21 protein-coding genes and 1 riboswitch are annotated in these 26,662 nt (G+C 67.1%); of the genes, 11 read left to right on the top strand and 10 right to left on the bottom strand.

The window, feature by feature from the left end; translation table 11 throughout:
• Nucleotides 1–30 precede the first annotated feature (30 nt).
• The 4 genes from CLM74_RS15945 to CLM74_RS15960 all read left to right on the top strand — a co-directional run bounded on the left by CLM74_RS15945 (nucleotide 31) and on the right by CLM74_RS15960 (nucleotide 6,747).
• Nucleotides 31–1,734: a glycosyltransferase family 39 protein gene (locus CLM74_RS15945; RefSeq protein WP_105164486.1), complete on the top strand. Its 1,704-nt coding sequence runs from the start codon at nucleotides 31–33 to the stop codon at nucleotides 1,732–1,734.
• A 112-nt stretch (nucleotides 1,735–1,846) separates the two neighbouring features.
• A complete protein-coding gene (locus CLM74_RS15950; protein ID WP_105164487.1) occupies nucleotides 1,847–2,599 on the top strand; it encodes a phosphatase PAP2 family protein in 753 nt (250 codons plus the stop codon).
• Nucleotides 2,596–4,245, top strand: a complete 1,650-nt coding sequence (locus tag CLM74_RS15955; protein ID WP_032977235.1) for a phosphoethanolamine--lipid A transferase — start codon at nucleotides 2,596–2,598, stop codon at nucleotides 4,243–4,245. Before CLM74_RS15950 ends, CLM74_RS15955 begins: the two co-directional genes overlap by 4 nt.
• A gap of 537 nt (nucleotides 4,246–4,782) precedes the next feature.
• Complete coding sequence (locus CLM74_RS15960; protein WP_032976622.1) at nucleotides 4,783–6,747, top strand: M2 family metallopeptidase; 1,965 nt, start codon at nucleotides 4,783–4,785, stop codon at nucleotides 6,745–6,747.
• 121 nt (nucleotides 6,748–6,868) lie between these two features.
• On the opposite strand, the gene CLM74_RS15965 is transcribed toward CLM74_RS15960, so the two are convergent.
• The 3 genes from CLM74_RS15965 to CLM74_RS15975 form a co-directional block, all read right to left on the bottom strand.
• Nucleotides 6,869–7,261 (bottom strand): hypothetical protein, encoded by a 393-nt coding sequence (locus CLM74_RS15965; RefSeq protein WP_025877073.1) that lies wholly within the window; start codon nucleotides 7,259–7,261, stop codon nucleotides 6,869–6,871.
• A 77-nt stretch (nucleotides 7,262–7,338) separates the two neighbouring features.
• Nucleotides 7,339–8,235, bottom strand: a complete 897-nt coding sequence (locus CLM74_RS15970; RefSeq protein WP_105164488.1) for a siderophore-interacting protein — start codon at nucleotides 8,233–8,235, stop codon at nucleotides 7,339–7,341.
• Between the two features lie 141 nt (nucleotides 8,236–8,376).
• Complete coding sequence (locus CLM74_RS15975; RefSeq protein WP_105164489.1) at nucleotides 8,377–9,603, bottom strand: multidrug effflux MFS transporter; 1,227 nt, start codon at nucleotides 9,601–9,603, stop codon at nucleotides 8,377–8,379.
• 299 nt (nucleotides 9,604–9,902) lie between these two features.
• A riboswitch (glycine riboswitch) is annotated at nucleotides 9,903–10,005 on the top strand.
• A 61-nt stretch (nucleotides 10,006–10,066) separates the two neighbouring features.
• Here CLM74_RS15975 and gcvP point away from each other — a divergent pair.
• Nucleotides 10,067–12,934, top strand: a complete 2,868-nt coding sequence (gene gcvP / locus CLM74_RS15980) for an aminomethyl-transferring glycine dehydrogenase (RefSeq protein WP_105164490.1) — start codon at nucleotides 10,067–10,069, stop codon at nucleotides 12,932–12,934.
• 100 nt (nucleotides 12,935–13,034) lie between these two features.
• Here gcvP and CLM74_RS15985 read toward each other — a convergent pair whose 3' ends face one another.
• From CLM74_RS15985 to CLM74_RS15995, 3 genes are all read right to left on the bottom strand, one after another.
• Nucleotides 13,035–13,445: a VOC family protein gene (locus CLM74_RS15985; RefSeq protein ID WP_105164491.1), complete on the bottom strand. Its 411-nt coding sequence runs from the start codon at nucleotides 13,443–13,445 to the stop codon at nucleotides 13,035–13,037.
• Nucleotides 13,446–13,550: 105 nt separating this feature from the next.
• Nucleotides 13,551–14,927, bottom strand: a complete 1,377-nt coding sequence (locus CLM74_RS15990) for an amino acid permease (RefSeq protein ID WP_025877063.1) — start codon at nucleotides 14,925–14,927, stop codon at nucleotides 13,551–13,553.
• A gap of 75 nt (nucleotides 14,928–15,002) precedes the next feature.
• On the bottom strand, nucleotides 15,003–15,725 hold the full coding sequence (locus CLM74_RS15995; RefSeq protein WP_025877061.1) for an AraC family transcriptional regulator: 723 nt from the start codon (nucleotides 15,723–15,725) through the stop codon (nucleotides 15,003–15,005).
• A gap of 118 nt (nucleotides 15,726–15,843) precedes the next feature.
• Between CLM74_RS15995 and CLM74_RS16000 the strand changes: the two genes are divergently transcribed.
• Nucleotides 15,844–17,940: a catalase gene (locus CLM74_RS16000; protein WP_105164492.1), complete on the top strand. Its 2,097-nt coding sequence runs from the start codon at nucleotides 15,844–15,846 to the stop codon at nucleotides 17,938–17,940.
• A gap of 21 nt (nucleotides 17,941–17,961) precedes the next feature.
• The gene (locus tag CLM74_RS16005; RefSeq protein ID WP_099785049.1) at nucleotides 17,962–18,450 is read left to right on the top strand and encodes a hypothetical protein; all 489 of its coding nucleotides are present in this window, start codon (nucleotides 17,962–17,964) and stop codon (nucleotides 18,448–18,450) included.
• Here CLM74_RS16005 and CLM74_RS16010 read toward each other — a convergent pair.
• Entirely contained in the window at nucleotides 18,447–19,193 is a 747-nt protein-coding gene (locus CLM74_RS16010) for an alpha/beta hydrolase (RefSeq protein ID WP_105164493.1), read from the bottom strand. The genes CLM74_RS16005 and CLM74_RS16010 overlap by 4 nt on opposite strands.
• Before the next feature lie 138 nt (nucleotides 19,194–19,331).
• On the opposite strand from CLM74_RS16010, the gene CLM74_RS16015 reads away from it, so the two are divergent.
• Together CLM74_RS16015 and CLM74_RS16020 are read left to right on the top strand one after the other, a co-directional pair.
• The gene (locus CLM74_RS16015) at nucleotides 19,332–19,871 is read left to right on the top strand and encodes a hypothetical protein (protein WP_105164494.1); all 540 of its coding nucleotides are present in this window, start codon (nucleotides 19,332–19,334) and stop codon (nucleotides 19,869–19,871) included.
• A gap of 14 nt (nucleotides 19,872–19,885) precedes the next feature.
• Entirely contained in the window at nucleotides 19,886–20,176 is a 291-nt protein-coding gene (locus CLM74_RS16020; RefSeq protein WP_032951973.1) for a hypothetical protein, read from the top strand.
• 84 nt (nucleotides 20,177–20,260) lie between these two features.
• On the opposite strand, the gene CLM74_RS16025 is transcribed toward CLM74_RS16020, so the two are convergent.
• Nucleotides 20,261–22,387, bottom strand: a complete 2,127-nt coding sequence (locus CLM74_RS16025) for a methyl-accepting chemotaxis protein (RefSeq protein ID WP_105164495.1) — start codon at nucleotides 22,385–22,387, stop codon at nucleotides 20,261–20,263.
• Nucleotides 22,388–22,621: 234 nt separating this feature from the next.
• Between CLM74_RS16025 and CLM74_RS16030 the strand changes: the two genes are divergently transcribed.
• Both CLM74_RS16030 and CLM74_RS16035 read left to right on the top strand, forming a co-directional pair.
• Nucleotides 22,622–23,587 (top strand): L,D-transpeptidase family protein, encoded by a 966-nt coding sequence (locus CLM74_RS16030; protein ID WP_105164496.1) that lies wholly within the window; start codon nucleotides 22,622–22,624, stop codon nucleotides 23,585–23,587.
• A gap of 4 nt (nucleotides 23,588–23,591) precedes the next feature.
• Nucleotides 23,592–24,248: a M23 family metallopeptidase gene (locus tag CLM74_RS16035; protein WP_105164497.1), complete on the top strand. Its 657-nt coding sequence runs from the start codon at nucleotides 23,592–23,594 to the stop codon at nucleotides 24,246–24,248.
• Nucleotides 24,249–24,278: 30 nt separating this feature from the next.
• Here the strand turns inward: CLM74_RS16035 and CLM74_RS16040 are convergent, their stop codons facing one another.
• On the bottom strand, nucleotides 24,279–24,935 hold the full coding sequence (locus CLM74_RS16040) for a hypothetical protein (RefSeq protein ID WP_105164498.1): 657 nt from the start codon (nucleotides 24,933–24,935) through the stop codon (nucleotides 24,279–24,281).
• A 144-nt stretch (nucleotides 24,936–25,079) separates the two neighbouring features.
• Complete coding sequence (locus CLM74_RS16045; RefSeq protein WP_025877044.1) at nucleotides 25,080–26,372, bottom strand: adenylosuccinate synthase; 1,293 nt, start codon at nucleotides 26,370–26,372, stop codon at nucleotides 25,080–25,082.
• Nucleotides 26,373–26,662 lie beyond the last annotated feature (290 nt).

Consider the following 26,662-nt stretch of genomic DNA (forward strand, 5'->3'; position numbering starts at 1 on the left):
AGAATGGCCGTTTTGCTCCCGGAGCCTGCCGTGCCCGTTGCCCTGCCCCGCCGTTGGCACCTGCCGCTGCTGTGGTTGTTGATCGTGATGGCGCTGGCGGCCGGGCTTGGCATGCGCCAGCCGCAGCCACCGGACGAACCACGCTTCGTGCTGGCCGCACGTGCCATGGTGGAGAGCGGCGAGTGGCTGCTGCCGCACCGGGGCAGCGAGCTGTACGCCGAGAAGCCGCCGGTGTTCATGTGGCTGCAGGCCGCTGCCCACCAGGTGGTCGGCAGCTGGCAGTGGTCGTTCCTGCTGCCGTCGCTGCTGGCTGCGCTGCTCAGCCTGTGGCTGGTGTCCGACCTGGCACGCCGGCTATGGTCGCCACGGCATTCGTTGTACGCGCTTGGCGCACTGTTCTGCACCCTGCAGTTCGGCCTGATGGCCAAGCGCGCGCAGATCGACATGGTGCTGGTGGGCATGACCACGCTGGCCCTGTGGGGCCTGCTGCGCCACCTCTGCGAGCGCCGCAACCTGCCGGCCCTGTGGCTGGCCGGCTTTGCTGCCGGCGTCGGCACGGTGACAAAGGGGGTGGGCTTCCTGCCCTTGCTGATGGTGCTGCCCTGGCTGGGCTGGCGGTTGTACCAGCGCCGTCGCGGCCAGCCGGTGGACGGCCCCCACCCCGCCAGCCTGCTGTGGCTGATTCCGGCCTTCCTGCTGGGTGCGGCGGTGTGGCTGGCACCGCTGGGCTGGGCGCTGCTGCATGAACCCAGTGCATCGCTGCAGTCGTACGCCCACGAGCTGTTGTTCAAGCAGACCGGCACCCGCTATGCCAACGCCTGGCACCATCGCCAGCCGGCCTGGTACTACCTGCAGGTGATCGCCACGCTGTGGCTGCCGGGTGCACTGCTGCTGCCGCTGATGGTCAAGCCGTGGTGCCGCCGGCTGCGTCGCGGCGACCAGCGCCAGTGGCTGCTGCTGGGCTGGGCCGCGCTGGTCCTGCTGTTCTTCACTGCAAGCCCAGGCAAGCGCGAGGTGTACGTGCTGCCGATGCTGCCGGCGATGGCACTGGCGGTGGCTCCGCTGTTGCCCGGCCTGCTGCGTCGCCTGTGCGTGCGCCGCTACCTGTTCGGCTACAGCCTGCTGCTGATGCTGGCCACCGGCGCGCTTGGCGTGATGATGCTGACCGACAGCCCCTGGGCGCAGGCGCAGCTGGCCCGGCGGGCGATGCCCGACACCCTGCTGCCCGTGTTCGGCGATGGCCTGCTGACCTTCGCCATCGCCGTGGCGACGCTGGCGGTATGGCTGCGGATACGACGCGCGGCCACGCTGGTACTGCTCACCCACGGCCTGCTGTGGATGCTGTACGGACTGGTGCTGATACCGGCGCTGGACCCCTACGCCTCGGCGTCGGCGGTGATGCGCCGGGTGGGCACACGGATCGGCCCCGATGCGGAGCTGGCGCTGGTGGCCTGGCGCGAACAGAACCTGCTGCAGGCCGACCGGCCGGTGCGCGAGTTCGGCTTCAAGCGGCCGTGGGTAGAGCAGTGGCACGACGCCGGTCCATGGTTGGCCGAGGCGCCGGACAAGCGCTGGTTGCTGGTGCTGGACAAGGCCATGAGCCCCTGTGTCGATCCGGCCCAGGTCATCGAGATCGGTGTTGCCAATCGCAATCGTTGGCAGTTGCTTCCGGGCACCGCCTGGGATGCGGCCTGCCATGCCGAGCGTGCAGGCGCCAACGACGAAGAAGACTGAACGATGATTCGCGCCGGGCACCGATTAACCCGGCGCAAACGCGTGTACGACCCTTCTCCGACATGCCAGTGACGAGCATGGCCGCGGATTCCCGTAACGGCCCCTTCCCTGCATGCCCGCTCGCCCTCTTGTCCCGGCAGTCTCCTTTGCGCCCTCGCTGCTGGCGTCGCGTTTTGCCGTTACCCATCTTTGGCTGCCTTCTGTCATCGGCGTTGCGGTGTTCACCGTGTTGATGGGCCTGGGTGGCGACCAGTGGCTGGCCGACCATCTGTTCCGGCTGGAAGGCGGCCGCTGGGCGCTGCAGGATGCATGGCTGACGCGTTCGGTGGTGCACAAGGCCGGCAAGTGGCTGAGCACCGCTGCGGCGCTGGTGGCGATGCTGCTGTGCTTCCACCACTGGCGCCGCGGCCGCGATCGCACACTGCGCTGGGCGCTGCTGTATGTGGTGGTGGCCGTGGCACTCGGCACCGGGCTGATCTCGCTGCTGAAGTCGCTGGTACCGATGGACTGCCCGTGGGATCTGCTGCGCTATGGCGGACACGATCCGTTCGTCGGTCTTCTCAGCAGCCGCCCGACCGGCATGCCCGCCCGCGCCTGCTTCCCCGCCGGCCACGCAAGCGCGGGATACGCATGGATGTGCCTGTACTTCTTCGCGCTGCTGTGGCGCCCCGCTTGGCGTTGGGCCGGGCTGTGGATCGGCCTCGGCAGCGGCCTGGTGTTCGGCATCGGCCAACAGCTGCGCGGCGCCCACTTCCTTTCGCATGACGTTGCCACCGCCTTGATCTGTTGGCTGCTGTCGCTGGGCCTGTATCTGGTGGTCCGCCGCCAGTTGGATCGCTCGACCCGCCAGGAGGCGGTTGCATGAACGCATCGGTCCAACGTTCCTTGCGGCTGCCGACACTGGCCAGCATCCGCGCATGGCGGCCACAGCTGTCCACCGAAGCACTGATCGTGCTGACCAGCCTGTTCTTCGCTGTGGCCGGCAATGGCCTGTTCTGGCACAGCGCCATGGCCAGCCATCCGGGCAGCCTGCGCTATGCGCTTTCGCTGTTGTTGCTGCTGCTGGGTGCGCACGGTGTACTTCTGGGCATCCTGGTGTGGCGCTGGAATGCCAAGGTGGTGATCAGCGTGCTGCTGCTGGTCACCGCGTTTGCCGCGCACTACATGAGCCGTTACCACATCTATCTGGATGCGGACATGCTGCGCAACGTGCTGGCTACCGACCCCAAGGAAAGCCGCGAACTGATGACGGTGTCGCTGCTGTGGCCGGTCCTGCTGCTGGCTGTGTTGCCGATGGTGGTGCTGTGGCGCGTTGACCTGCGCCGCCGCAGCTGGGGCCGCAGCCTGCTGTGGCGCATCGGCTTCCTGCTGGTCGCTGCGGTCACCGCACTCGGTGGTGCGCTGGTGTCCTTCCAGGATGTGTCGGCGCTGATGCGCAACCAGCGCGAAGTGCGCTACCTGGCCACGCCTGCCAATGTGCTGCTGGGGCTGCCGCGTGCCCTGCGCGGCGACAACCCGGTGCAACGCGCGCCGAAGCTGCCGATCGGTACCGATGCCAAGGCGACCCCGCGCGCAGCGACCAGCAAGCCACGCCTGCTGGTGATCGTGATGGGGGAAACGGTGCGTGCGCAGAACTGGGGCCTGAATGGTGGCCGCAATACCACGCCGGAGCTGGCCCAGGCGGCGGTGGTCAATTTCCCGGACATGCACTCCTGCGGTACCAGCACCGAGGTTTCGCTGCCCTGCCTGTTCTCGCCATGGGGACGCCACGAGTACGACGAGAAGAAGATCCGTGCGCACCAGTCGCTGCTGCATGTACTGAACCGCGCGGGCATCGCGCCGCTGTGGCGCGACAACCAGTCCGGCTGCAAGGGCGTATGCGAGGGCCTGGACTTCCAGTCGCTGTCGGACGCGACCACGCCGGGGCTGTGTGCCGATGGCCGTTGCATGGACGAGATCCTGCTGCAGGACCTGGCGACGCAGGTGCGTGCGCGCCCGGGTGATCGGGTGGTGGTGCTGCACCAGCTGGGCAACCATGGCCCGGCCTATTTCGAACGCTACCCGGCCGCCTTCCGTCGCTTCACCCCGACCTGTGACACCCAGGACATTGGTCGCTGCTCGCGCGAAGAGATCACCAACAGTTACGACAACGCCGTGCTGTACACCGATCACTTCCTGAGCAAGACCATCGGCACGCTGCAGGGCCTGCAGGACTACGACACGGCGATGATCTACCTGTCCGACCACGGTGAATCGCTGGGCGAAAAGGGCCTGTACCTGCACGGTGTGCCGTACGCGATCGCACCGGCCGAGCAGACCCGGGTGCCAATGACGATGTGGTTCTCGCCGGGCTTCGCCAGCAGCCGTGGACTGGACCTGCAGTGCGTGCGCAAGCGCTCGGCCAGCTACACCGACCACGACAACCTGTTCCCGTCGGTGCTGGGGCTGATGCAGGTGAAGACCTCGCTGTACGAACGCGATCGCGACCTGTTCGCCAACTGCGAGAGTTAGGGTTGTTCGGCAGGGCTTGCAGCCCTGCACCTGCTGCAAGCAACAGCAACAGCCGAAGCAAACGCAGAAGCGGGTTTCCTGAGGGATGGCGGGGTGGGTCCGGTGGCGGGAGACGCCGTAAACCCGTCCATGGGGGCTTGGCCGCGGCATCCATGCCGCGGACACTCCCGCCACCGGACCCACCCCGCCTTCGACAGATTTCCGCTGCTGTTGGTGGGTGCCGACCGTTGGTCGGCACGGGGTCGGATCCGAATTTGAGTCTCGATTTCTGACAGATCTCATCCACGCATGGCGTGGATCTACTGCCATCACCGAATTGCGTCCGGGGCAGAGCCCCCTGAGTCAGGGGGCGGCCGCGAAGCGGCGGGGGTCTGGGAGCTGGTAAGTGGGGCCCACGTTGATCGCAGCGAAGCGTGGGAGCGACAGCGCGCATGCGATGTCGCGGTCCCCGGGCGCCGCTCGGCCGACTTCCGCCACTTGCGGAGGCAACGCCTGCCCACTAGCCTTCGGCGGTCGTTCACCACCCAAGGATCGCCCGTGAAACACCGTCATCTCCTGCTGGCCTCGGCAATCGCCGCCGCCACGCTGGCCCTGGCCGCCTGCAAGAAGGAAGCCGCCCCAGGCACCGAGACCGCCAGCAGCAGCGCAGCGGCCGGCGAAACCGCTGACCAGTTCGTGGCCCGCATCAATGCCGAATTCAAGGCGGCCTACCCGGAGATGACCTCGGCGCAGTGGCTGTCCTCCACCTACATCAACAGCGATTCAGAGCGCATCGCGGCCAAGGCCAACGAGCGTTCGCTGACCCAGCTCAACAGCTGGATCGAGCAGGCCGGCAAGTTCGATGGCAAGCCGATGAGCGAAGACAGCAAGCGCGCGATCCACCTGCTGAAGCTGATGTCGTCGATGCCGGCGCCGCGCGACCCGGCCAAGCTGGCCGAACTGACCCAGATCGCCACCCGCATGGAAGGCAGCTACGGCGCAGGCAAGTACTGCACCGACGCCAACGATCCCAACTCCTGCCGCCAGCTGGGCGAACTGGAGCAGGTGCTGGCGCGCAGCCGCGACTATGACCAGCAGCTCGATGCCTGGCAGGGCTGGCACAGCACCACCAAGAGCATGCGCGGTGATTACCAGAAGTTCGTCGGCCTGGTGAATGAAGGTGCCAAGGGCATGGGCTTCACCGATGCCGGGCAGATGTGGCGCAGTGGCTATGACATGCCGCCGGAGCAGATCGGACCGGAAACCGATCGCCTGTGGGAACAGGTCAAGCCGATGTACGAGCAGCTGCACTGCTACGCGCGCGGCAAGCTGGACAAGACCTATGGCAAGGACAAGGCCGAGGTGGGCAACGGCCTGATCGCCGCGCACCTGATGGGCAACATGTGGCAGCAGGACTGGTCCAACCTGTGGGACCAGCTGGAACCGTACCCGGGCGCCGGCAGCCTGGACATCACTGCAGCGCTGGAAAAGCAGTACCAGACCAACCTGAGCGCGGCGCTGGCCAAGGCCGGCAAGGATGCGAACGTAGCCGCGCAGTACAAGGCGCAACGCGAGGCCGAACTGCGCACCGCCAAGCAGATGACCGAGCGTGCACAGGATTTCTACGTATCGCTGGGCATGCCGTCGTTGCCGCAGTCGTACTGGGACAAGACCCAGTTCATCAAGCCCGATGACCGCGACGTGGTCTGCCACGCCAGTGCGTGGGACATGAACATGGAAGGCGATGTGCGCACCAAGATGTGCATCAAGCCCAACGAAGAGAACTTCACCACCATCTACCACGAGCTGGGCCACATCTATTACGACCTGGCCTACAACCCGCTGCCGCCGCTGTTCCAGGGCGGTGCCAACGATGGCTTCCATGAAGCGATCGGCGACACCATCGTGCTGGCGATGACGCCGAAGTACCTCAGCTCGATCGGGCTGGTCGACGCGCCGACCGAGAGCCGCGAAGCGGTCATCAACAACCAGATGCGCATGGCGCTGTCGGGTGTGTCGTTCCTGCCGTTCGGCCTGATGATCGACCGCTGGCGCTGGGGCGTGTTCGATGGTTCGATCACCCCGGACAACTACAACAAGGCATGGTGGGACCTGAAGGCCAAGTACCAGGGCGTGGCCCCGGCCAGCGCCCGTGGCGAGGAATTCTTCGACCCGGGTGCCAAGTACCACGTGCCGGGCAACACCCCGTATACCCGCTACTTCCTGGCGCGCATCCTGCAGTTCCAGTTCTACAAGGGCCTGTGCGATGCCGCCGGCTTCAAGGGCCCGCTGCACGAGTGCACCTTCTACGGCAACAAGGAAGCCGGCCAGAAGTACTGGGCGATGCTGAGCAAGGGTGCCAGCCAGCCGTGGCAGGCCACGCTGAAGGAACTGACCGGCTCGGACAAGCTCGATGCCGGCCCGATGATCGAGTACTTCAGCCCGGTCAATGCCTGGTTGAAGCAGCAGAACGAAGGCCAGATGTGCGGCTGGCAGGCCAACGCGGCACCGGCGGCGAAATGAAAAAAGGGCGGATCCGCGAGGATCCGCCCTTTTCCGTTTCGGTAGCGCCGGGCCATGCCCGGCGAGCGCAGCGGCGTAATGAAAAGCCGCCGGGCATGGCCCGGCGCTACCGCGATGACGATCAGTTGCTCTTCTTCGCCGCCAGCTGCGCGGCCAGCGCGGCCTTGAATTCCTCGAAGGTCTGCCCCTTCTCGTTGGCTTCGGCCTGCGCCGCATCGCGCAGCGCATCCGAATAGATCAGGCGCACCGGCGTGCCCTGCCGTTCGTGCAGTTCACCGGCCTGCATGATCAGCGCCAGTACCTGGGCCGCACTCTCGCTTTGGCCGGCGATGCGGCCATCCATGCCCAGCACCCATTCGCCATCGCGACGGACGATGCCGGCCAGCAGCGTGCGCTGCGTGTCGCGCAGCTCGGCGTGCGGCTCGACGGGCGAGGCGGTGGCGGCGGCCTTGTTGGCAGCCTGCTGTTCCTGGCGACGGCGCTGGTCGCGGCGGGATTTGGAAGAGGTCGACATCAGTGGGGCTTGCATTGCGGGGGCGCAAGGATAACCCACACCCCCTGCATGCCGGTTCACGCCGGTGCGGTAGCGGCTCAGTCCAGCACCCGCCCCTGCCGCCAGTACCCCATGAAGGTGATCGCGCGGCGATCCAGGCCGCAGTCCTTCAGCAGATGCCGGCGGATCGCCATCACCGCGCCGGCCTCGCCCGCTACCCAGGCATACAGCGCGCCGTCCGCGCTGGCGTCAGCCTGCTCCCACAGGATCTGCGCATCAACGTCGATGTCGTCCAGCTCGGCAGCCTCGGCGACGGTCGCGGCCGCCGCCAGCCGCGCCTGTACTGCCTGCAGCAACCGCTGCCCATGAGCCTGCTGCCCGCGTGGCAACCACACCAGTTCGGCCGTGGCCGGTGCCTTCAACGGCACCGCATCACCGGCCTGGGCGATCTCCAGCAGGGCCAGCGTGCGCGGCGGATCGGCCAGCCCGGCCAGTTCCTCGAGGATGCCGGCCACCGCCGGCAATGCGGTCTCATCGGCCACCAGCAGCACCTGGCCTACCCCGGCTGGCGGCTTCCATTCCCAGCCCTCGCTGCTGTCCGCACAGTCGGCATCGGGGGCCAGCAGCACCACGCGGTCGCCCGGCCGTGCATGCGTGGCCCAGCGCGAGGCCGGTCCGGTCTGGCCATGCAGCACGAAGTCGATGTCGACCTCGCACTCGCCGGCACGCAGCTGGCGGAGGGTAAAGGTGCGCATCGGCGGCCGCGCCTCATCGGGCAGTGCCCGGTAGCGGGCATACCAGTCTTCGCCGCTGGGCACGTCCGGCGCGTCCTGGCCGGGCAAGGGGAAAAACACCTTGATTCGCTGGTCCGGGCCTTCGGTCTTCATGTGCGCCACGTCGGCGCCGGTGAACACCATGCGGTCCAGGGAAGGAGAAAGAACGCGGCGCTCCTTCAGCGCCACCTCGAACAGGCGGTAGGTCTGCTGCGCAGCCATGCGGGTACCTCATGCGACGACATCGGAATGGCTGGCTGTCGTGCACCCACGAACCGGCTCGCTGGAAACCCCAGCCTAATCCCTGCCCGCAGCGCCGCAACGGATCCGCGCGTGATGACGCGCCCTACCCCTGCGCGACGCTCAATGCGCCGTGCCGGCTGCCTCTGATGCGCGCTCGCGCTGGTGCTCCCAGTACCAGAACACGAAGCCGGCCGCGAAGAAGCCCGCCTGTCCCAGTGCCAGGTGCAGCGGGTTGTTGTGCAGCAGCGGCGATACCACGCCGGCCACCACGGTGCTGATCATCAGCTGCACGAACGCCTGCAGCGACGACGCCAGGCCGCGCTGCAGCGGATACATGTCCAGCACCGCCAGCGCCAGGATCGGGAAGATCAGCGCCATGCCCATGCCACCAAGGAAGATCGGCATCACCGCCCACGGCAGCGCGAACTGCGGCGCCAGGGTGACGTAGCCGATGTTCAACACGGCAGAGACCGCACACAGGGTGAAACCGAGCGCGACCTGCCGGGTCGGTGTGCTGTGCCCGGCCATGCGCCCGGACAGGAACGAACCGGTGGTCATGCCGCCGATGGTGGGAATGAACAACCACGCAAAGCCACCTTCACCCAGATGCAGGTGCTGCATCACGATGGCCGGCGCCGAGGAGATGTACAGGAAGATGCCGCCGAACCCGATGCTGCCGGCCAGGGCCAGGCGCAGGAACCGCGGATTGAAGCCGATGCGCACGTAATCGCGCAGCAACGTGCGTGGCGACAGGGCGGTCCGCGCCTCCACCGGATGGGTTTCCGGCAGGAAGCGCGCGGTGGCCGCCAGCAGCACCAGCGCGAATACCACCAGGAACCAGAAGATCAGCGGCCAGCCGGCACCGCTGAGCAGGATCCAGCCACCGATGATCGGCGCGATGGCCGGGGCGATACCGAACAACATCGACACCTGGCTCATCAGCCGCTGCGCGTCGTGGCCGTGGTACAGATCGCGGATCACCGCGCGGCCAACGATCATGCCCACGCCGGCGGACAGGCCCTGCAGTGCGCGGAACGCCAGCAGCGTGGTCAGGTCGGTAGACAACGCACAGCCCACCGAGGCGCCGACGAAGATCACCAGGCCGCCGAGGATCACCCGCTTGCGTCCCCACGCATCGGACAGCGGGCCATGGGCCAGGCTCATCAGGCCGTAGAACAGCAGGTAGACGCTGATGGTCTGCTGCACCGCCACCTCGTCCACCGCCAGGCGCTGGGCCAGCTGCGGAAACGCGGGAAAGATGGTGTCGATCGAGAACGGACCGAACATGGCCAGGCCAGCGAGCAACAGGGCCATGCGGCGGGTGGAAGGAGCAACGGCGGCGGTCATCGGGCAAGCGTCCGGCAGGGCCATGCATGACACGCACGGCGGGCGCCGATCCCCTGCAGCAGGGACGGCGCCAGATGAATACGAGAATCCCACCATCATAGGTGGGGAATGCGCGCGATGCCATGCACGGATGCACAGAACGCACGCCCGGGCCATCGGCCATTCAGCCCCGTGAGGCCAGCCCGGGCCACCGTCAGGCGCCGGCAACGAGCTATAATCGGCGGGCAACACGGTGGGAGAAGCAGGTCACCGCTGCCGAAGGCGCAACGCCCGTAATCGCTCAGGCCCGATACCACCCGTAACAGAACTCTGGAGAGACCGGTTCGATCCGGCGCCGAAGGGGCACGAAGCTGCGGTTTTCCGCGCTTTTAAACTCTCAGGCAAAAGGACAGAGGGGCGCCCGCAGACCGCCGACCGGCGGCTTGTGCCCGTGCGTGTGCCCTTTCCTGACGGATCCTTCGCCATGTCCCAGAACACCCCTTCCCTGCGTGAGCTCGAGCACCATTCGGCGTTCGTCGAGCGCCACATCGGCCCCAACGATGCCGAGATCGCGCAGATGCTCGGCGTCATCGGCCACGCATCGCTGGATGCGATGACCGATGCCATCGTGCCGGCCAAGATCAAGTCGCCGGCACCGCTGGCGCTGCCGGAGTCGATCACCGAAGTGCAGGCGCTGGCGAAGATCCGCGCGATCGCCGACAAGAACACCGTGCTGCGCAGCTTCATCGGCCAGGGCTACTACGGTACCCACACGCCGAACGTGATCCTGCGCAACATCCTGGAAAACCCGGCCTGGTACACCGCCTACACCCCGTACCAGGCGGAAATCTCGCAGGGCCGCATGGAAGCGCTGATCAACTTCCAGACCCTGTGCGCCGACCTGACCGGCATGGAAATCGCCAACGCCTCGCTGCTGGACGAAGCCACGGCCGCCGCTGAAGCGATGACCCTGGCCAAGCGCTCGGCCAAGTCGAAGTCGGACACCTTCTTCGTGCACGACGCCGTGCACCCGCAGACGCTGGAACTGCTGCGCACCCGCGCCGAGCCCATGGGCATCGTGCTGCGCGTGGGCACCCCGGCCGAAGCGCTGGAAGCGGAAGCCTTCGGCCTGCTGCTGCAGTACCCGGACACCTTCGGCCAGGTGGGCGACTACAAGGCGCTGGTCGATGCCGTGCACGCGCGCGGCGGCCTGGTGGCCGTGGCCACCGACCTGCTGGCACTGACCCTGCTGGCCGCCCCGGGCGAATGGGGTGCGGACATCGTGGTCGGCAACAGCCAGCGTTTCGGCGTGCCGTTCGGCTTCGGTGGCCCGCATGCTGCGTTCATGGCCTGCCGTGACGCCTACAAGCGTTCGATGCCGGGCCGCCTGATCGGCGTCTCGATCGACGCACAGGGCAACCCGGCCTACCGCCTGACCCTGCAGACCCGCGAACAGCACATCCGCCGCGAGAAGGCCACCTCCAACATCTGCACCGCACAGGTGCTGCTGGCGGTGATGGCCTCGATGTATGCCGTCTACCACGGCCCGGAAGGCCTGACCCGCATCGCCCGCCGCACCCATCGCCTGGCCGCCATCCTGGCCAGCGCGCTGCGCACTGCCGGTGTGCAGGTCGGTGCCGACTTCTTCGACACGCTGCACATCACCGGTGTCGACGCCGACGCGATCCATGCCAAGGCCCGTGCCGCCGGCTACAACCTGCGTGCGATCGACAGCAGTTCGGTCGGCATCAGCCTGGACGAGACCGCCACCCGCGCCGACATCGTCGCCGTAGGCGCGCTGTTCGGTGCCACCGTTGATGTGGACGCGCTCGATGCCAGCACCGCCGATGCGCTGCCGGCCGGCCTGCTGCGCCAGTCCGCGTTCCTGACCCACCCGGTGTTCAACACCCACCACAGCGAGCACGAACTGCTGCGCTACCTGCGTTCGCTGGCCGACAAGGACCTGGCGATGGACCGCACGATGATCCCGCTGGGCTCGTGCACCATGAAGCTCAACGCCACCGCCGAAATGATCCCGGTGACCTGGCCGGAGTTCTCGCAGATCCACCCGCTGGTGCCGGCCGAGCAGGCGCTGGGCTACAAGGAACTGATCGATTCGCTGGAAGCAATGCTGGTCGAGTGCACCGGCTACGACGCCGTCAGCCTGCAGCCGAACTCCGGTGCGCAGGGCGAGTACGCCGGCCTGCTGGCGATCCGCGCCTACCACCGCTCGCGTGGCGAAGATCACCGTGACATCTGCCTGATCCCGGATTCGGCGCATGGCACCAACCCGGCCTCGGCGCAGATGTGCGGCATGAAGGTCGTGGTCACCAAGACCGATGCCAACGGCAACGTCGACGTCGAAGACATCCGCCTCAACGCCGAGAAGTACAGCGACCGCCTGGCCGCGATCATGATGACCTACCCGTCCACGCACGGCGTGTTCGAGGAAGAGGTGGTGGAGATCTGCGAGATCATCCACAAGCATGGCGGCCAGGTGTACACCGACGGTGCCAACATGAACGCCCTGGTCGGCGTGGCCAAGCCGGGCAAGTGGGGTTCGGACGTTTCGCACCTGAACCTGCACAAGACCTTCTGCATCCCGCACGGCGGCGGCGGCCCGGGCGTTGGCCCGTGTGCGGTCAAGTCGCACCTTGCCCCGTTCCTGCCGGGCAAGCTGGGTGACAACGGTCCGGTCGGCATGGTCAGCGCCGCCAGCTTCGGCAGCGCCTCGATCCTGCCGATCAGCTGGATGTACATCGCGATGATGGGCACCGAAGGCCTGCGCAAGGCCACCCAGGTCGCCCAGCTCAACGCCAACTACATCGCCAAGCGCCTGGCCCCGCACTTCAAGACCCTGTACACCGGTCGCAACGGCCTGGTCGCGCACGAGTGCATCCTGGACGTGCGTCCGCTGGAGAAGACCAGCGGCATCGGTGCCGAAGACGTGGCCAAGCGCCTGATCGACTTCGGCTTCCATGCCCCGACCCTGAGCTTCCCGGTGGCCGGCACGCTGATGGTCGAACCGACCGAAAGCGAATCGCTGCACGAGCTGGACCGCTTCATCGACGCGATGATCCAGATCCGCGAAGAGATCACCGCGATCGAAGACGGCCGCCTGGACCGCGAGGACAACCCGCTGAAGAACGCCCCGCACACGGCCACGGCCGTGACCGCCAGCGAGTGGACCCACGCCTACCCGCGCGAGCTGGCCGCCTTCCCGCTGCCGAGCCTGAAGCTGCAGAAGTACTGGCCGCCGGTAGCCCGCGTCGACAACGTGTACGGCGACAAGAACGTGATGTGTGCCTGCATCCCGGTCGATGCCTACAAGGATGATGAAGTCGAGGCGTAAGCCATCGCGGCATTGGAATTGAGAACGGCCCGCGCGAGCGGGCCGTTCTTGTTTTCCGGTAGCGACGGGCCATGCCCGGCGAGCGCAGCGGCAGGACGCATCACGGGTCGGGCATCTGCCCCAGGCTCAACTGCCACGACACGCCGAAGCGGTCCTGCACCCAGCCGTAGCGGCTGCTGAAATCCTGCTCGCCCACCGGCATCAGCCAGTGCCCGCCGTCACCCAGCACGCGCGCGGCACGCTCGAATGATTCGGCGCCGGAACACTCGACGAACAGCGACATCGAGGGCGTGAAGGTGAAGTCATGCACATCCAGGCTGTCAAAGCACAGGTAGTGGGTGCCGCCGAGCAGGAAAATGGCCTGGCGGACCTGCCCAGGCACGCCCGCGCCCGCCCCGTCCTGGTGGCGCTGCAGGGCCAGCAGGCGGAATTCGGCGAAGGCTTCGGCGTACAGGGCCAGCGCCGCTTCGGCCTGGCCGGTGAACATCAGGGAGGGACGGCTGCGCAGCATGCGGTGCTCCCGTTCGTCGGGCCGGTGATGGCCCACCCGATCAGGATGGCACGCGGAATGTGGGCGCGGCGTATCGGTAGCGCCGGGCCATGCCCGGCGGCCCCATCACGCCTCGCGCATGCGCCGGGCGATGGCGCTGCTGGCCGCGATGGTCGCCGTCAGCGCCACCATCGACAGGAACTGCAGGCGCGTATGCGCTTCACTCAGCAGCAGGCCGAAGATCAGCGCCAGGATCGCCAGCGCACAGACGGTCAGCCACGGGAAGCCCGCCATGCGGAACGGCAGGCGCGTGCCCAGGCGGTCGGCGCGACGGCGCAGCACCAGCTGCGAGACCAGCGACAACGTCCACACCAACAGGCAGGTGGAGCCGACGATGTTCAGCAGCACCGGCAACACCTTGTCCGGGAACAGCAATTCCATGATGGTGGCAGCAAAGCCGAACAGGACGCTGGCCAGCACCGCGATCACCGGCACCTGGCGCGGATCGGTCCAGCCCAGCACGGCCGGTGCTTCGCGGCGTTGCGCCAGCGAATACATCATGCGCGAGGCGCCGTAGAGGTTGGCATTGAGCGCTGACAGCAGGGCGATCACCGCGATCAGGGTGATGGCGGTGGCCGCGCCCGGAATATTGGCGACATCGAGAACCGCGGCAAACGGCGACTTCAGCGCTTCGCTGGTCCACGGCACCACAGCGATGATCACGCTCAGCGAACCGATGTAGAACACCAGGATGCGCCAGGCCACGGTGCGGATGGCACGGGCGATGCTGCGCTCGGGGTCTTCGGTCTCCGCCGCAGCGACGGCCACGATTTCGGTGCCACCGAAGGCGAACACCACCACCAGCAGCGCCGCGCCGATGCCGGCCAGGCCCTTCGGTGCGAAGCCACCATGCTCGGTGAAGTTGCTCAGGCCCGGCGAGGCCACCTGCGGCAGCCAGCCCATCAGCAGCGCCACGCCCACGGCGATGAAGGCCAGGATCGCCGCCACCTTGAGGATGGCGAACCAGAATTCGAACTCGCCGAAGTTCTTCACCCCGAGCAGGTTGATCGCGGTGAAGAACAGCATGAAGGCCAATGCCGCCATCGGTACCGGCACCACCGGCCAGACCGTGGCCAGCAACCCGGCCGCACCCACTGCCTCGGCGGCGATCACGATGACCAGCTGCACCCACCACAGCCAGCCCACGGTGGCACCGGCGGTGGCGCCCATGGCATCGGCCGCATACACCGAGAACGCACCGCTGGTCGGCTTGGCCGCGGCCATTTCGCCCAGCGCGTTCATCACGATGATCACCAGCGCACCGGCCACCAGGTAGGACACCAGCACCGCCGGGCCGGCCGCCTGCACGCCCACGCCGGAGCCGAGGAACAGGCCGGCGCCGATGGCGCTGCCCAGCCCCATCATGATCAGCTGGCGTGGCTTGAGCGAATGGCCGAGGCGGGAGGGCGAAGCGGTCGTATCGGGGGTGGCGGGCATCGGCAGGGCTGGCGGCGGCTACAAGGGCGACACCTTACCGTGTCCAGCCGCCGCGGGGATAGGCACAGCGCAGCAGGAAACTCAGGCCGGTACCGGCTCGCCGACATTGCCGCCGATACGGGCGCGGTAGGCGCGCGGGGAGAAACCGGTTTCAGCCTTGAACTTGCGGGTGAACGCGCTCTGGTCGCTGAAACCGCAGGCCTGGCCGATGCAGGCAATGCTCTCGTTGCCATGCAGCAGGTGCATGGCCATCTGGATCCGCAGCCGGGTCAGCACCTGCTGCGGCGTCATCTGGAACACCTTGCGGAAGCTGCGCTCCAGCTTGGACAACGAGAACCCGGTGATGTCCAGCAGCGTCTGCATCCGCACGTTCTCGGCGTAGTGCGTATTGAGGTGGGCCAAGGCCAGACGGAGCTGCTCGTACTGGGTCCCCAGGCTGTCCTTCTGGCCGAGGTCGCGGGAAATGCCGATCAGCCCCTCGACCTGCCCGTCCACCAGCAGCGGGCGTTTGCAGGTCAGGCACCAGCCCGGTTCGCGGTTGGCGAACAGGTGCAGCTCCATGAGGTTCTCGATCACCTCGCCGGACAGCACGCGTGCGTCCTGGTCGACATAGTCCGCACTCAGGCCGGTGGGGTAGATCTCGGCCGCGGTGCGTCCGATCACGTCCTTGCGCGCACGCAGGCCCAGCCGTCGCAGCATGGTCTGGTTGACGTAGGTGTAGCGGCCCTGGCGGTCCTTCATGAAGAACAGCACGTCCGGAATGGCGTCGAACAGGGCTTCGATGTCGGCGGGTTCGACTCGCATGCGGCAAGCATACCCGAGCCGCCGATTTGTCTGCGCGTTCACTCCCACGGGACCGTGCATTAACGCCGGCGGCGCCACTGTCTGGGGTCTGCCCCCTACCCGCTCCAGGAGATCCTCCATGGCCGCCAGCAAGCCGACCGGCAAGCGCGCTCCCGCCACCACCTCCGCCGACCGTGACAGCCGCGGCCAGGGCGATGAACTGCATCAGCTCGCAGGAGGCGCCCATCCGGTACTGACCAGCAACCAGGGCATTCCGGTTGCAGACAACCAGAACTCCCTGCGCCAGGGACCGCGTGGACCCACCCTGCTGGAAGACTTCCTGCTGCGCGAGAAGATCACCCACTTCGACCACGAGCGTATTCCCGAGCGCATCGTCCACGCGCGCGGTTCGGCCGCCCACGGCTTCTTCGAACTGACCCGCTCGCTGGGCAAGGTGACCCGGGCGAAGATCCTCACCGAGGTCGGGGTGAAGACGCCGGTGTTCACCCGCTTCTCCACGGTTGCCGGCGGCGCCGGCTCGGTCGACACCCCGCGCGACGTGCGCGGCTTCGCGGTGAAGTTCTACACCAGGGAAGGCAACTGGGACCTGGTCGGCAACAACATTCCGGTGTTCTTCATCCAGGACGCGATCAAGTTCCCCGACCTGATCCATGCGGTGAAGATGGAACCGGACCGCGCCTTCCCGCAGGCGGCCAGCGCACACGACACGTTCTGGGATTTCGTCTCGCTGATGCCCGAATCGATGCACATGATCATGTGGGCGATGAGCGACCGCACGATTCCGCGCTCGCTGCGCACCATCGAAGGCTTCGGCATCCACAGCTTCCGCCTGCTGGATGAGGAAGGGAACTCCACCTTCGTCAAGTTCCACTGGCGGCCGAAACTGGGGCTGCAGTCCACCGTCTGGGACGAGGCGCTGAAGCTGCAGGCCGCCGACAACGATTTCCACCGCCGCGACCTGTTCGAGGCGATCCAGCGCGGCGACTTCCCCGAGTGGGAGCTGGCCGTGCAGCTGTTCACCGAAGAACAGGCCGATGGCTTCCCGTTCGACCACCTGGACCCGACCAAGATCATCCCCGAGTCGCTGGTGCCGCTGCAGGTGATCGGACGCATGGTGCTGGACCGCTGGCCGGACAATTTCTTCGCCGAGACCGAGCAGGTCGCCTTCTGCCCGGCCAACGTGCCGCCGGGCATCGATTTCAGCAATGACCCGCTGCTGCAGGGGCGGCTGTTCTCCTATCTGGATACCCAGCTGATCCGCCTGGGCGGACCGAACTTCAACCAGATTCCGATCAACGCACCGAAGTGCCCGTTCGCCAACCATCAGCGCGATGGCCACATGCAGATGCAGGTGCCGAAGGGGCGCGTGGCCTACGACCCCAGCTCGCTGCAGGAAGACAGCCCGCGCGAGACGCCCGCCGGTTTCCGCAGCCACGCCAGCGCCGATGATGGGCGCAAGGGCCGCACCCGCGCGGAGAGCTTTGCCGACCACTACAGCCAGGCGCGGATGTTCTTCCGCAGCCTGGAAAAACCGGAACAGGCGCACCTGGCCTCGGCGCTGGTGTTCGAGCTGTCGAAGGTGGAAACGGAGAAGGTGCGCGTGCGCACCGTCAGCCATCTGCGCAACATCGACGAAGGCCTGGCCAAGCGCGTGGCCGACGGGCTGGCACTGGGCACGCTGCCCGCCCCGGCACCGACGGCAACCCCTGCACAGGACCTGCCCGCCGCACCCGAGGTCCGCGTGATCGGCCGCAACAAGCCCCTGCTGCAGGGGCGCTGCATCGGCATCCTGTTCGACGAGGGCTCCGACGCACGGGTGATCGCCAATCTGCGCAAGGCCGCCGAAAAGGCCGGCGCCAGCGTCAAGCTGGTCGCGCCGAAAATTGGCGGTGCCACACTCAGCGACGGCAGAACGCAGGCCGCCGATGGACAGCTGGCCGGCACCCCGTCGGTGGTGTTCGACGCAGTGGCGGTCGTGCTGAGTGCCGACGCCGGCAAGGCCTTGGCCAAGGAAGCGGCAGCCGTGGGCTTTGTCAGCGATGCCTGGGCGCACCTGAAAGCCATCGCCAGTGACGAAGGCGCACAGGCCCTGTTGAAGGCAGCGCGCGTCGGCAACGATGCCGGCACCGTGGAGGCCGAAGACAGCAAGGCCTTCCTCGCCGCTGCCGCCACCCGCCAGTGGGCACGCGAGCCGAAGCTGCGCCTGCTGGCCTGACCATCCGACAGGAGAATCCCCATGCCCCGTGGTGACAAATCCGCCTATACCGACAAGCAGAAGCGCCAGGCCGAGCATATCGAAGAGAGTGAGCGCGAACGCGGTGCCAGTGAAGGCACCGCCGAGCGCATCGCCTGGGCCACCGTGAACAAGCAGGATGGTGGTGGCAAGCGCAGCGGCAGCGCGCGCAAGGCAACGAAGAAGGTGGCCAGAAAGACAACGGCGAAGAAGGCTTCCGCAAGCAAGGCGACTGCAAAGAAGGTGGCTAAGAAGACCGCTGCGAAGAAGACGCCTGCGAAGAAGGCCGCCACCAGGAAGACTGCTGCAAAGAAGGCGGTGAAGAAGGCCCCTGCGAAGGTCCCTGCAAAGAAGGCAGCCGCCGGGAAGGCAACGCAGAAGAGCGCCTCACGCAGCACCGCAGCGAAGAAGGCCGCGAAGACCCGTGCAGCAAAAAAGGCGGTACGCAAGACCGCGGCGAAGAAGGCCGCACGCACCCGCGCCGGCAGTTAGCCGGTAGCGGGCAGCGCCCTCACCCAACCGGCCACCACCGCGGCGGCCGGTTCGGCACAGGCCTGCAGCAGCAGATGCGGCCCGTCCAGGGCCACGTGCCGCGCGTCCGGCAGCAGGGTCTGCAGCTCGGCTACGCTCGGCGGCCACAGCAGGCGGTCATGACCCGCCTGCAGGCACAGCGTCGGCACCCCGATCTGCGGCAGCAATGCGCGTACGTCCACCCGCAGGGTCGCTGCGGCGCGTTGCCGCAACGTGGTCGCCGGAATCTGAGCCAACGCAGCGCGCAGCATCGACATGTGTTCACCGGTGCGCCAGCGCCCCAGCAGCAGGCGCGCCAGCAACGCCACGGGAGGCACCGGCCAGGCCGGTGACAGCAGTGCCGCGCCGGCTGCCGGCAATGGCACGGGCCGGCGCGCAAAGGTCGCGGCCAGCACCAGTCCGCGCAGCGCTGCGGGCTGGCGCGCGGCCAGCTCGACCGCCAACGGCCCCGAGAAGGACTCGGCAAGCAGGATGAAGGGGTGACGGGGCAGCTGCGGCCACAGCCATCTGGCAAGCGTGGCGTAATCCTGCCCGCCCTGCGCAGGCAGCGCGATCGCCTGCGTCGTCAGCCCATGAGCCTGCAGTGCGGACAGCAACGGGGTCGACATGCTGCCGGTTCCATCCAGGCCTGGCAGCATCAGTACGTGCAGCGGCACGGCCGACGCGGCATCACAGCCCTGTTTTTCCTCACGTCCCGTTCCCATGCCAGCTCCTTTGCTGGCAAGCATCGCCCGGATCGGCAGGCGAAGGAACCTCTTCCTGGCTCTCCCTCTGCTGTGCCGGCCAAGGTTGCGCGATACTGCCGGCTCCGCCGCAGGATGCGGCTACCAAGGAGAGCGTTGATGCGAGGGACCTACGCACTGGCCATGATGGCCCTGATGCTGCCACTGACCACCTTTGCCAGCGATGGCTGGATAAATGGCGACGGCAAGGCAGTGCCGCAGACCGATGCCATGAAATCCAGCGATGGCTTTGCGGCATCCCTGCTGGTCACCTCTGACGCCGACTGGCGGGGCAAGTGGGAAACTCCACCGGAGAGCACTCCCAGCTTTACCGAGGCCAGCGAAGTCCACCTGGGCGGAGAATTGTTCCTGCTGACATTCCTGTCCAACCCGCAACTGGATGAGAACCGCGTACCCAAGGTGCACTGCGATCTGCGCATGCTTCGCCCGGACGGCAGTACCAGTGTCGACGAACGCGATGTTCCCTGCTTCACTGCCGCCCTGCCCGGCCCGCCAACCCTGCTGTACATGACCAGTGTGCAGCTGAAGTTCGTCGCCGAGGCAGGTGACCCGAAGGGCACGTGGACCGCACAGGTGGTGGTCAGGGATCTGTTGCGGAATGTAAGCCTGCCCCTGCAGGCCCGCTTCGACGTCCGTTGACAGGAGGCCTGCAGATGAAGATGCGACGACTGCTGAGCTGGACAGGCCTTGCGCTGTGCGTGGTCTACCTGCTGTTGACCGCGTGGCTGGTCCACGGCGCGCAGACAGACGCCGACCCGAAGGGTACCTACATCCTGATGGCACTCCCCATCACCCTGCAGTCCGCCGCGCTTGATGCCATCGGCGCAGGCAGCCTGTTGTACGGCAAGCCCTGGTCGACCGCGTATGCGGTGCTGGTTCCGCCAACCCTGCTGTTGCTGTACGCAGCCGGTTGGTTGATCGAACGCTCGGCACGCGGGCGCTAGCGGCCCTCAACCGTTGCGTGCATCGACGCCCCGCATGCGGGTCATCGCATGCAGGGCGCCATCCAACATCGCGCTGTCGTTGGCTTACGCCGCGCGTGCAGGCAGGCTGGGCATGCGTGCCTCCTGCTCCAGCTGGAACACCGACACCGACGTGGTCAGCGCATGCGCCTGCTCTTCCAGCGCGCGGCTGGCAGCGGTCGCCTCTTCCACCAGCGCAGCGTTCTGCTGGGTCACCTGGTCCATCTGCACCACCACCTGGTTGACCTGCTCGATGCCGGCCGCCTGTTCCTTGCTGGCGGCGGCGATGTCGCTCATCAGCTGGGTGGTACGCGAGCTCGCCTGGGCCACGCGGGCAATGGCGGCTTCCGATTCCACGGTCACGGCCAGACCACTCTGCACCTTGGCAGCGGCGTCCTCGATCAACTCCTTGATCTCCTTGGCAGCGACACCGGCACGCTGTGCCAGCGTACGCACTTCGCTGGCCACCACCGCAAAGCCGCGGCCCTGTTCGCCGGCACGCGCCGCTTCCACTGCAGCGTTCAGCGCCAGGATGTTGGTCTGGAAGGCGATGCCATCGATCACCGTGGAGATTTCCGAAATGCGCGCCGAAGACTGGTCGATCTCGCCCATCACCGTGGCCATCTGCGCCATAGCCTGCTCGGTCTCGCGCACGGCAACGCCGGCCGCATGCGCTTCGCTGTCGGCCTGGCGTGCCAGCTCGGCGTTCTGGCGCACGGTCGAGGTCAGCTCTTCCATCGAGGCGGCAGCCTCTTCCAGATTCGCGGCCTGTTGTTCGGTACGGCGCGACAGATCGTTGTTGCCGGCCGCCAGTTCCTGTGCCGCGTTGTTGATGCTGTCGGCGGCCACCTGGATGCCACGCACGATACCGGTCAGCTGCGTGGTGGTGGCATTGGCATCGTCACGCATGCGCGCGAACACGCCCTCGTACTCGCCCTCCATGCGCGCGGTGAGGTTGCCATGCGAGATGGCGCGCAGCACGTCGGAGACATCGGCGATGCTGGCCTGCGAACTGGCCATCATGCCGTTGAGGTGGTTCACCATCGCCTGGAACTGGTACTGGAATGCCGCGGCGTCGCCACGCACGCTGAAATCGCCAGCGCGCGCGGCACGGGCCAGTTCATCGATCTGCGCGTTGATCGCCATCAGGCTCTGCTTCACCGCCGCCAGGGTACGGGTCAGCGTGCCCTTCTCACCCGGGTACTCGGGCAGATCGCGGCTGAGGTCGCCGATGGCATAGCGCTGCATCACCTCGGCCATCAGCAGCTGCACCTGCACGTGCGATTCGACCAGGTGATTGGTGGCCTGCACCATGCGGCCGAAGTCGCCGGGGAACGCGCTGGCGTCCATCCGGTAACGGATCGCGCCGGCTTCATGCTGCTCGGCCATCTGCAGCTGCGCGCCGATGGCGGCCTGCACGCTCTGGCGCACGCTGGCCATGGCCTCGCCGAGCTGGGTCAGCTCGTCACGGCCACCCAGGCGGAATTCCTGGTCCAGTTCACCCTTGGACAGGCGCTCGGCCAGCTGCACTGCACGCGCCAGCGGGCCGGTCATGCTGCGACCGATCAGCACCGATGCGGCGATGCCTGCCAGCAGCGCCACGCCACCCAGCACCAGCAGCTGCAGCAGGCTGCGCTCGCCCAGGCGGATCGCCTCGGCAGCGGCCTCGCGGCTTTCCTTTTCTTCATAGGCCACGCCATCGGCCAGCGCCTTGTTCCAGCCATTGGCCGCTTCCTGCACCGGGCCCAGGGTCAGCGCCACGGCGCCGGGGAAATCGCCCTGTTCCATCAGTTCGCTGGTCTGCTTGTTGAGCGGACGGGCGAGCGCGCGCTTGGCGGCGATGGTCTCGCCGATCACCTTGCCTTCGGCATCGCCGGGCAGGGCCTGGTAGGCCGTCCAACTGGCCTCGTAGCGCTTGACCAGAGCGGCGATGCGCTGCTCGTCGTTGGCACGGTCTTCGCCCTGGCGGATCAGCATCTCGCGGCGCACGACCATCATCTGGTTGTTGGCATCGAGCATCTCCGACAGCAGCCGCACCTTGGCTACGCCGACCTCGACCACCTGCTCCATCGCGCGCTTCTGCACCATGGTGGCGGTGGCACCGGTAGCGACCACGGCGGCAACCAGCAGCAACAACAGGCCAAAGCCAAGCCCAAGACGCCAGGCGACCCTGACGTTCCTCAAGTAGTTCATGGGGTGAATCCAAAACGGGGGGGATGCGCCCATATCGGCCCGCCAGCCGGGAATCTTGATCGCCTCCCGCTCTACTGCGTCGGAAGCCGTTCACCTTGGTGAGACCCGGCCTCCCGCTTCTGCAGCGGGACGATGGCCCGGCGGCGCGGCCCCACTGCTCATGCTGGCATCAGTTTTCTTTCACGGCGGCTGCGCAGCGTCTACGGGCAGGGTGGAGGCGTGATCTGCCTGGAGATGCCCATGCCCGTATGCCGCCCCGCCCTGCTCGCCCTGTCGCTGCTGATGTCGCCCGCCTTTGCGCAGACGCCCCCGCCCGCCGGCCTGCCAGCCCCCATCGCCGAAAAGGCCGGCGCTGACACGGCGGCGCGCTCGCCCCTGCACGCCCAGGTACTTCTGGACCGCGCCAATTTCTCTCCGGGCGAGATCGATGGCGAAGTGGGCAGCAATCAACGCCGCGCGGTGTCCGGCTTCCAGGCAGCGCACGGGCTGACGGTCACCGGCGAACTGGACGACGCCACCTGGAAGGCCCTGCAGGCCGACTCGGTCGGCCCCCTTGCCAACTACACGCTGACCGCAGAGGACGTGGCCGGTCCGTTCGTTGCGGTTCCCAAAAAGCCCGCCGACCAGGCCAAGCTGAAGGCACTGGGCTTCAGCAGCGTGGAGGAATCGCTGGGCGAGCGCTTCCATGCCGCACCGGAGCTGCTGAAGGCGCTCAATCCCGGTGTGGATCTGAGCAAGGCCGGCAGCCGCATCCAGGTGCCCAACATTGCGCCCGCTGCATTGCCCAAGGCCGCCAAACTGGTGGTCGACAAATCCGACTCCACCCTGCAGCTGCTGGACGCGCAGGGCAAGGTGATCGCGCAGGTACCGGTATCGTCAGGCAGCGAGCACGACCCGCTGCCGATCGGTGAGTGGAAGATCCTCGGCGTCTACCCGGATCCGCCATTCCACTACAACCCGAAGCTGTTCTGGGATGCCAGGAAGGGCGATCGCAAGGCCACGATTCCGCCCGGCCCGAACAATCCGGTCGGCCGGGTCTGGATCGACCTGTCCAAACCCCATTACGGCCTGCACGGCACACCGGTGCCCGGCCATGTCGGCAAGACCGAATCGCACGGCTGCGTGCGCATGACCAACTGGGATGTGCTGCGCGTGGCTGCAGCCGTGGATACGTCGGTACCGGTCGTCATGCAGGAGTGAGCCGATGCGACTAGCGCAACTGATCGTACTGGGGCTGGTGATGGGCGTGGCAGCCGGATGGTGGTTGCAGCGTGATGGCGAGCCGTCCGATGACACGGGTGCCCGCCCCCTTGCAGTGGCGCAGACCTCCGCTGCAGCCGACAGCGCCCGTGCCGTACCCGTGGAGCAGCCGACAACGGCAATCGCTGCGCCCGCCCCAGCAGCAACGGGCGACACACCCTCCGGCCTGCTGCTGCCGGTACAGGGCATCACGCCCTCGCAACTGCAGGACACCTTCACCGACGCACGCAGCGAAGGCCGCGTGCACGATGCGATCGACATCATGGCTGCTGCCGGCACACCGGTGCTGGCGGTGGCCGATGGCCATGTCGAGAAGCTGTTCGACAGCGAGCGCGGCGGCCTGACCGTCTACCAGTTCGAACCCAGCGGCCGCTGGTGCTACTACTACGCGCACCTGCAGCGCTACGCCGACGGCCTGGCCGAGAAGCAGACCATCAAGCGCGGCGATGTGATCGGTTACGTCGGCAGCACCGGCAACGCCAACCCCGAAGCCCCGCACCTGCATTTCGAAGTGCACGTGCTGGGCCCGGAGAAGCAATGGTGGAAGGGCGAGTCGATCAATCCCTATCCATTGCTGAAAAAAGGGGACGGAGGGGATTAAGTCGCAACCCGCACGGTCTGGTCGTGGCGGCTAGGCAGTGCGTGGACGCTGCCTGCGCAGCGCGATGGTGAAGATCACCAGTGCGATGCCTGGAACCAGCAGCAGCAGCGCTGCCAGTTTCCAGAAGAAGAACGGCCACAGCCAGAGGTAATCGAGGTCGGTCAGTTTCAGAAGATCCAACGGCGGCTGCACTTCGATCGTTGCCGGCCTGCCGGCCAGCGCCGGCTCCACTTCCAGCACGGTCACCCGCAGCCAGGAGCGGCCACGGGGCAATGAATCACCGCGGCCATAGCCGAAGTACGCGGCGGTAAAAACAGCCGTTTCAACGGTTTCCAGCCTGCGCACAACATTCGTTCCGGCTGGGCCAGAACGCACGCCCGCACGGAAGTCCGCATGCTCGTTGGGGGTGTCGACACGCATCAGCACGTCGGGGTCGAGGGTTGGGTCGGCGGCGTTGGGCGGGTAACGCAGCCGCAACCGCAGACGATCATCAATGAAGCGGTAGACCGTGATCTCCGCGCTCGCACCGGGGCTCAGCACCAGCGGCAGGGTCTGCGTGCGTGACGCCAGGTGGTTGGCCACGGCGCCCACCGCCAACACCACACAGGCGACTGCCCACAGGCCCCAGAACACCCACAGGGTGATCCGCAGCACCCGCGTCCCTTTCGCGCTGACATCGCCGGTCATCGATCCGCTTCCCTGCTGGCATTGCGTACACACTAACGAAAAAGCCCCGCTTTCGCGGGGCTTCTTCTTTCAGCGACGCCGGGCATGGCCCGGCGCTACCGGTGCGGCAGCGTTGCCAGGCAGCGTCTGGCATCGCCGCATCGCTCAGGCGAACGGATCCTGCAGGACCATGGTGTGGTCGCGGTCCGGGCCGGTGGAGACGATGCTGATCGGGCAGCCGGCCAGCTCTTCCAGCGAACGCAGGTAGGCGCGTGCGGCCGGCGGCAGGTCGTCCCAGTTGGTGATGCCGTGGGTGTTTTCGGTCCAGCCCGGGAACTCCAGGTACACCGGGGTGCACTCTTCCCAGCCCTGCGCGTCCAGCGGCGCGTACTCGGTACGCTTGCCGTTGTATTCGTAGGCGATGCAGACCTTCAGCTTTTCCATGCCGTCCAGCACGTCCAGCTTGGTGATGCACAGGCCGCTGATGCCATTGATGGCCACGGCGCGCTTCAGCGCGACGATGTCCATCCAGCCGCAGCGACGCGGGCGGCCGGTCGAGGCACCGTATTCGGCGCCGCGGTCGCGGATGCCCTGGCCGATTTCATCGTCCAGCTCGGTCGGGAACGGGCCGCCGCCAACGCGGGTCGCGTAGGCCTTGGCAATGCCCAGCACGTAGTCGATCGCATCGGCGCCGACGCCGGCACCGGCCAGCGCACCACCGACGGTGGTGTTGGAGCTGGTGACGTACGGGTAGGTACCGTGGTCGATGTCCAGCAGCGCGCCCTGCGCACCTTCGAACAGCACGCGCTTACCCTGCTTGCGCAGGTCATGCAGGATGCCGGCAACGTCCGACTTCATCGGCTGCACGTACTCGCCGAAGGCCAGCGCCTCGTCGAAGGTCTTCTGGAAATCGACCGCGTCGGTGTTCAGGTACTTGGTCAGCACGAAGTTGTGGTAATCCAGCGCGGTGCGCAGGAGTTCTTCCAGCTGCTTCGGATAATGCAGGTCGGCGATGCGGATGCCGCGACGCGCCACCTTGTCTTCGTAGGCCGGGCCGATGCCACGACCGGTGGTGCCGATCGCCTTGCCGCCGGCAGCGCGTTCGCGCGCCTGGTCCAGGGCGATGTGGTACGGCATGATCAGCGGCGCGGCCGGGGAGATCTTCAGGCGCGAACGCACTTCCACGCCGGAGGTTTCCAGCTCGGCGATTTCCTTCTGCAGCGCGGCCGGCGAGATCACCACGCCGTTGCCGATCAGGCACAGCGCATCGTCACGCAGGATGCCCGACGGGATCAGGTGCAGGACGGTCTTCTTGCCGTTGATGACCAGGGTGTGGCCGGCATTGTGGCCGCCCTGGAAGCGCACGACGGCGCCGATTTCCTCAGTGAGCAGATCGACGATCTTGCCCTTGCCTTCATCGCCCCACTGGGCACCAAGCACTACGACAGACTGACCCATGACGGGTTCCTCTATTTGTTGCGGCCATCGGGGCCGCGGACGGGTAAACCGCAGCGGGGCTGGCCAGCGCTTGGGTGGCGGCTCCAAACGGGGAGCGGCCGGCGATGGAAGGCCCAGACACGGAAAAAGCCGAACGGGGAGGCCCGTCCGGCTTTTGTGCATTATCCGGGTTTCCGGGGTCCGGTGCCACCTTTCCGACGGGCGGCTTCACCAGCCGGTCAGCCACCCCGCCCCGGTAGTGCCGGCCGCTGGCCGGCAGTCCCAGGTTGCCGGCCAGCGGCCGGCACCAC

The organism is Stenotrophomonas sp. MYb57, assembly GCF_002966815.1.
GTDB lineage: Bacteria > Pseudomonadota > Gammaproteobacteria > Xanthomonadales > Xanthomonadaceae > Stenotrophomonas > Stenotrophomonas indicatrix.

What these genes read in the sequence shown, in the direction of transcription:
- CLM74_RS15950 (WP_105164487.1), top strand. Translation starts at nt 1,847, where the DNA reads ATGCCCGCTCGCCCTCTTGTCCCGGCAGTCTCCTTTGCGCCCTCGCTG.
- CLM74_RS15955 (WP_032977235.1), top strand. Translation starts at nt 2,596, where the DNA reads ATGAACGCATCGGTCCAACGTTCCTTGCGGCTGCCGACACTGGCCAGC.
- CLM74_RS15965 (WP_025877073.1), bottom strand. Translation starts at nt 7,261, where the DNA reads ATGTCGACCTCTTCCAAATCCCGCCGCGACCAGCGCCGTCGCCAGGAA.
- CLM74_RS15970 (WP_105164488.1), bottom strand. Translation starts at nt 8,235, where the DNA reads ATGGCTGCGCAGCAGACCTACCGCCTGTTCGAGGTGGCGCTGAAGGAG.
- CLM74_RS15975 (WP_105164489.1), bottom strand. Translation starts at nt 9,603, where the DNA reads ATGACCGCCGCCGTTGCTCCTTCCACCCGCCGCATGGCCCTGTTGCTC.
- gcvP (WP_105164490.1), top strand. Translation starts at nt 10,067, where the DNA reads ATGTCCCAGAACACCCCTTCCCTGCGTGAGCTCGAGCACCATTCGGCG.
- CLM74_RS15985 (WP_105164491.1), bottom strand. Translation starts at nt 13,445, where the DNA reads ATGCTGCGCAGCCGTCCCTCCCTGATGTTCACCGGCCAGGCCGAAGCG.
- CLM74_RS15995 (WP_025877061.1), bottom strand. Translation starts at nt 15,725, where the DNA reads ATGCGAGTCGAACCCGCCGACATCGAAGCCCTGTTCGACGCCATTCCG.
- CLM74_RS16000 (WP_105164492.1), top strand. Translation starts at nt 15,844, where the DNA reads ATGGCCGCCAGCAAGCCGACCGGCAAGCGCGCTCCCGCCACCACCTCC.
- CLM74_RS16005 (WP_099785049.1), top strand. Translation starts at nt 17,962, where the DNA reads ATGCCCCGTGGTGACAAATCCGCCTATACCGACAAGCAGAAGCGCCAG.
- CLM74_RS16010 (WP_105164493.1), bottom strand. Translation starts at nt 19,193, where the DNA reads ATGGGAACGGGACGTGAGGAAAAACAGGGCTGTGATGCCGCGTCGGCC.
- CLM74_RS16015 (WP_105164494.1), top strand. Translation starts at nt 19,332, where the DNA reads ATGCGAGGGACCTACGCACTGGCCATGATGGCCCTGATGCTGCCACTG.
- CLM74_RS16020 (WP_032951973.1), top strand. Translation starts at nt 19,886, where the DNA reads ATGAAGATGCGACGACTGCTGAGCTGGACAGGCCTTGCGCTGTGCGTG.
- CLM74_RS16025 (WP_105164495.1), bottom strand. Translation starts at nt 22,387, where the DNA reads ATGAACTACTTGAGGAACGTCAGGGTCGCCTGGCGTCTTGGGCTTGGC.
- CLM74_RS16030 (WP_105164496.1), top strand. Translation starts at nt 22,622, where the DNA reads ATGCCCATGCCCGTATGCCGCCCCGCCCTGCTCGCCCTGTCGCTGCTG.
- CLM74_RS16035 (WP_105164497.1), top strand. Translation starts at nt 23,592, where the DNA reads ATGCGACTAGCGCAACTGATCGTACTGGGGCTGGTGATGGGCGTGGCA.
- CLM74_RS16040 (WP_105164498.1), bottom strand. Translation starts at nt 24,935, where the DNA reads ATGACCGGCGATGTCAGCGCGAAAGGGACGCGGGTGCTGCGGATCACC.
- CLM74_RS16045 (WP_025877044.1), bottom strand. Translation starts at nt 26,372, where the DNA reads ATGGGTCAGTCTGTCGTAGTGCTTGGTGCCCAGTGGGGCGATGAAGGC.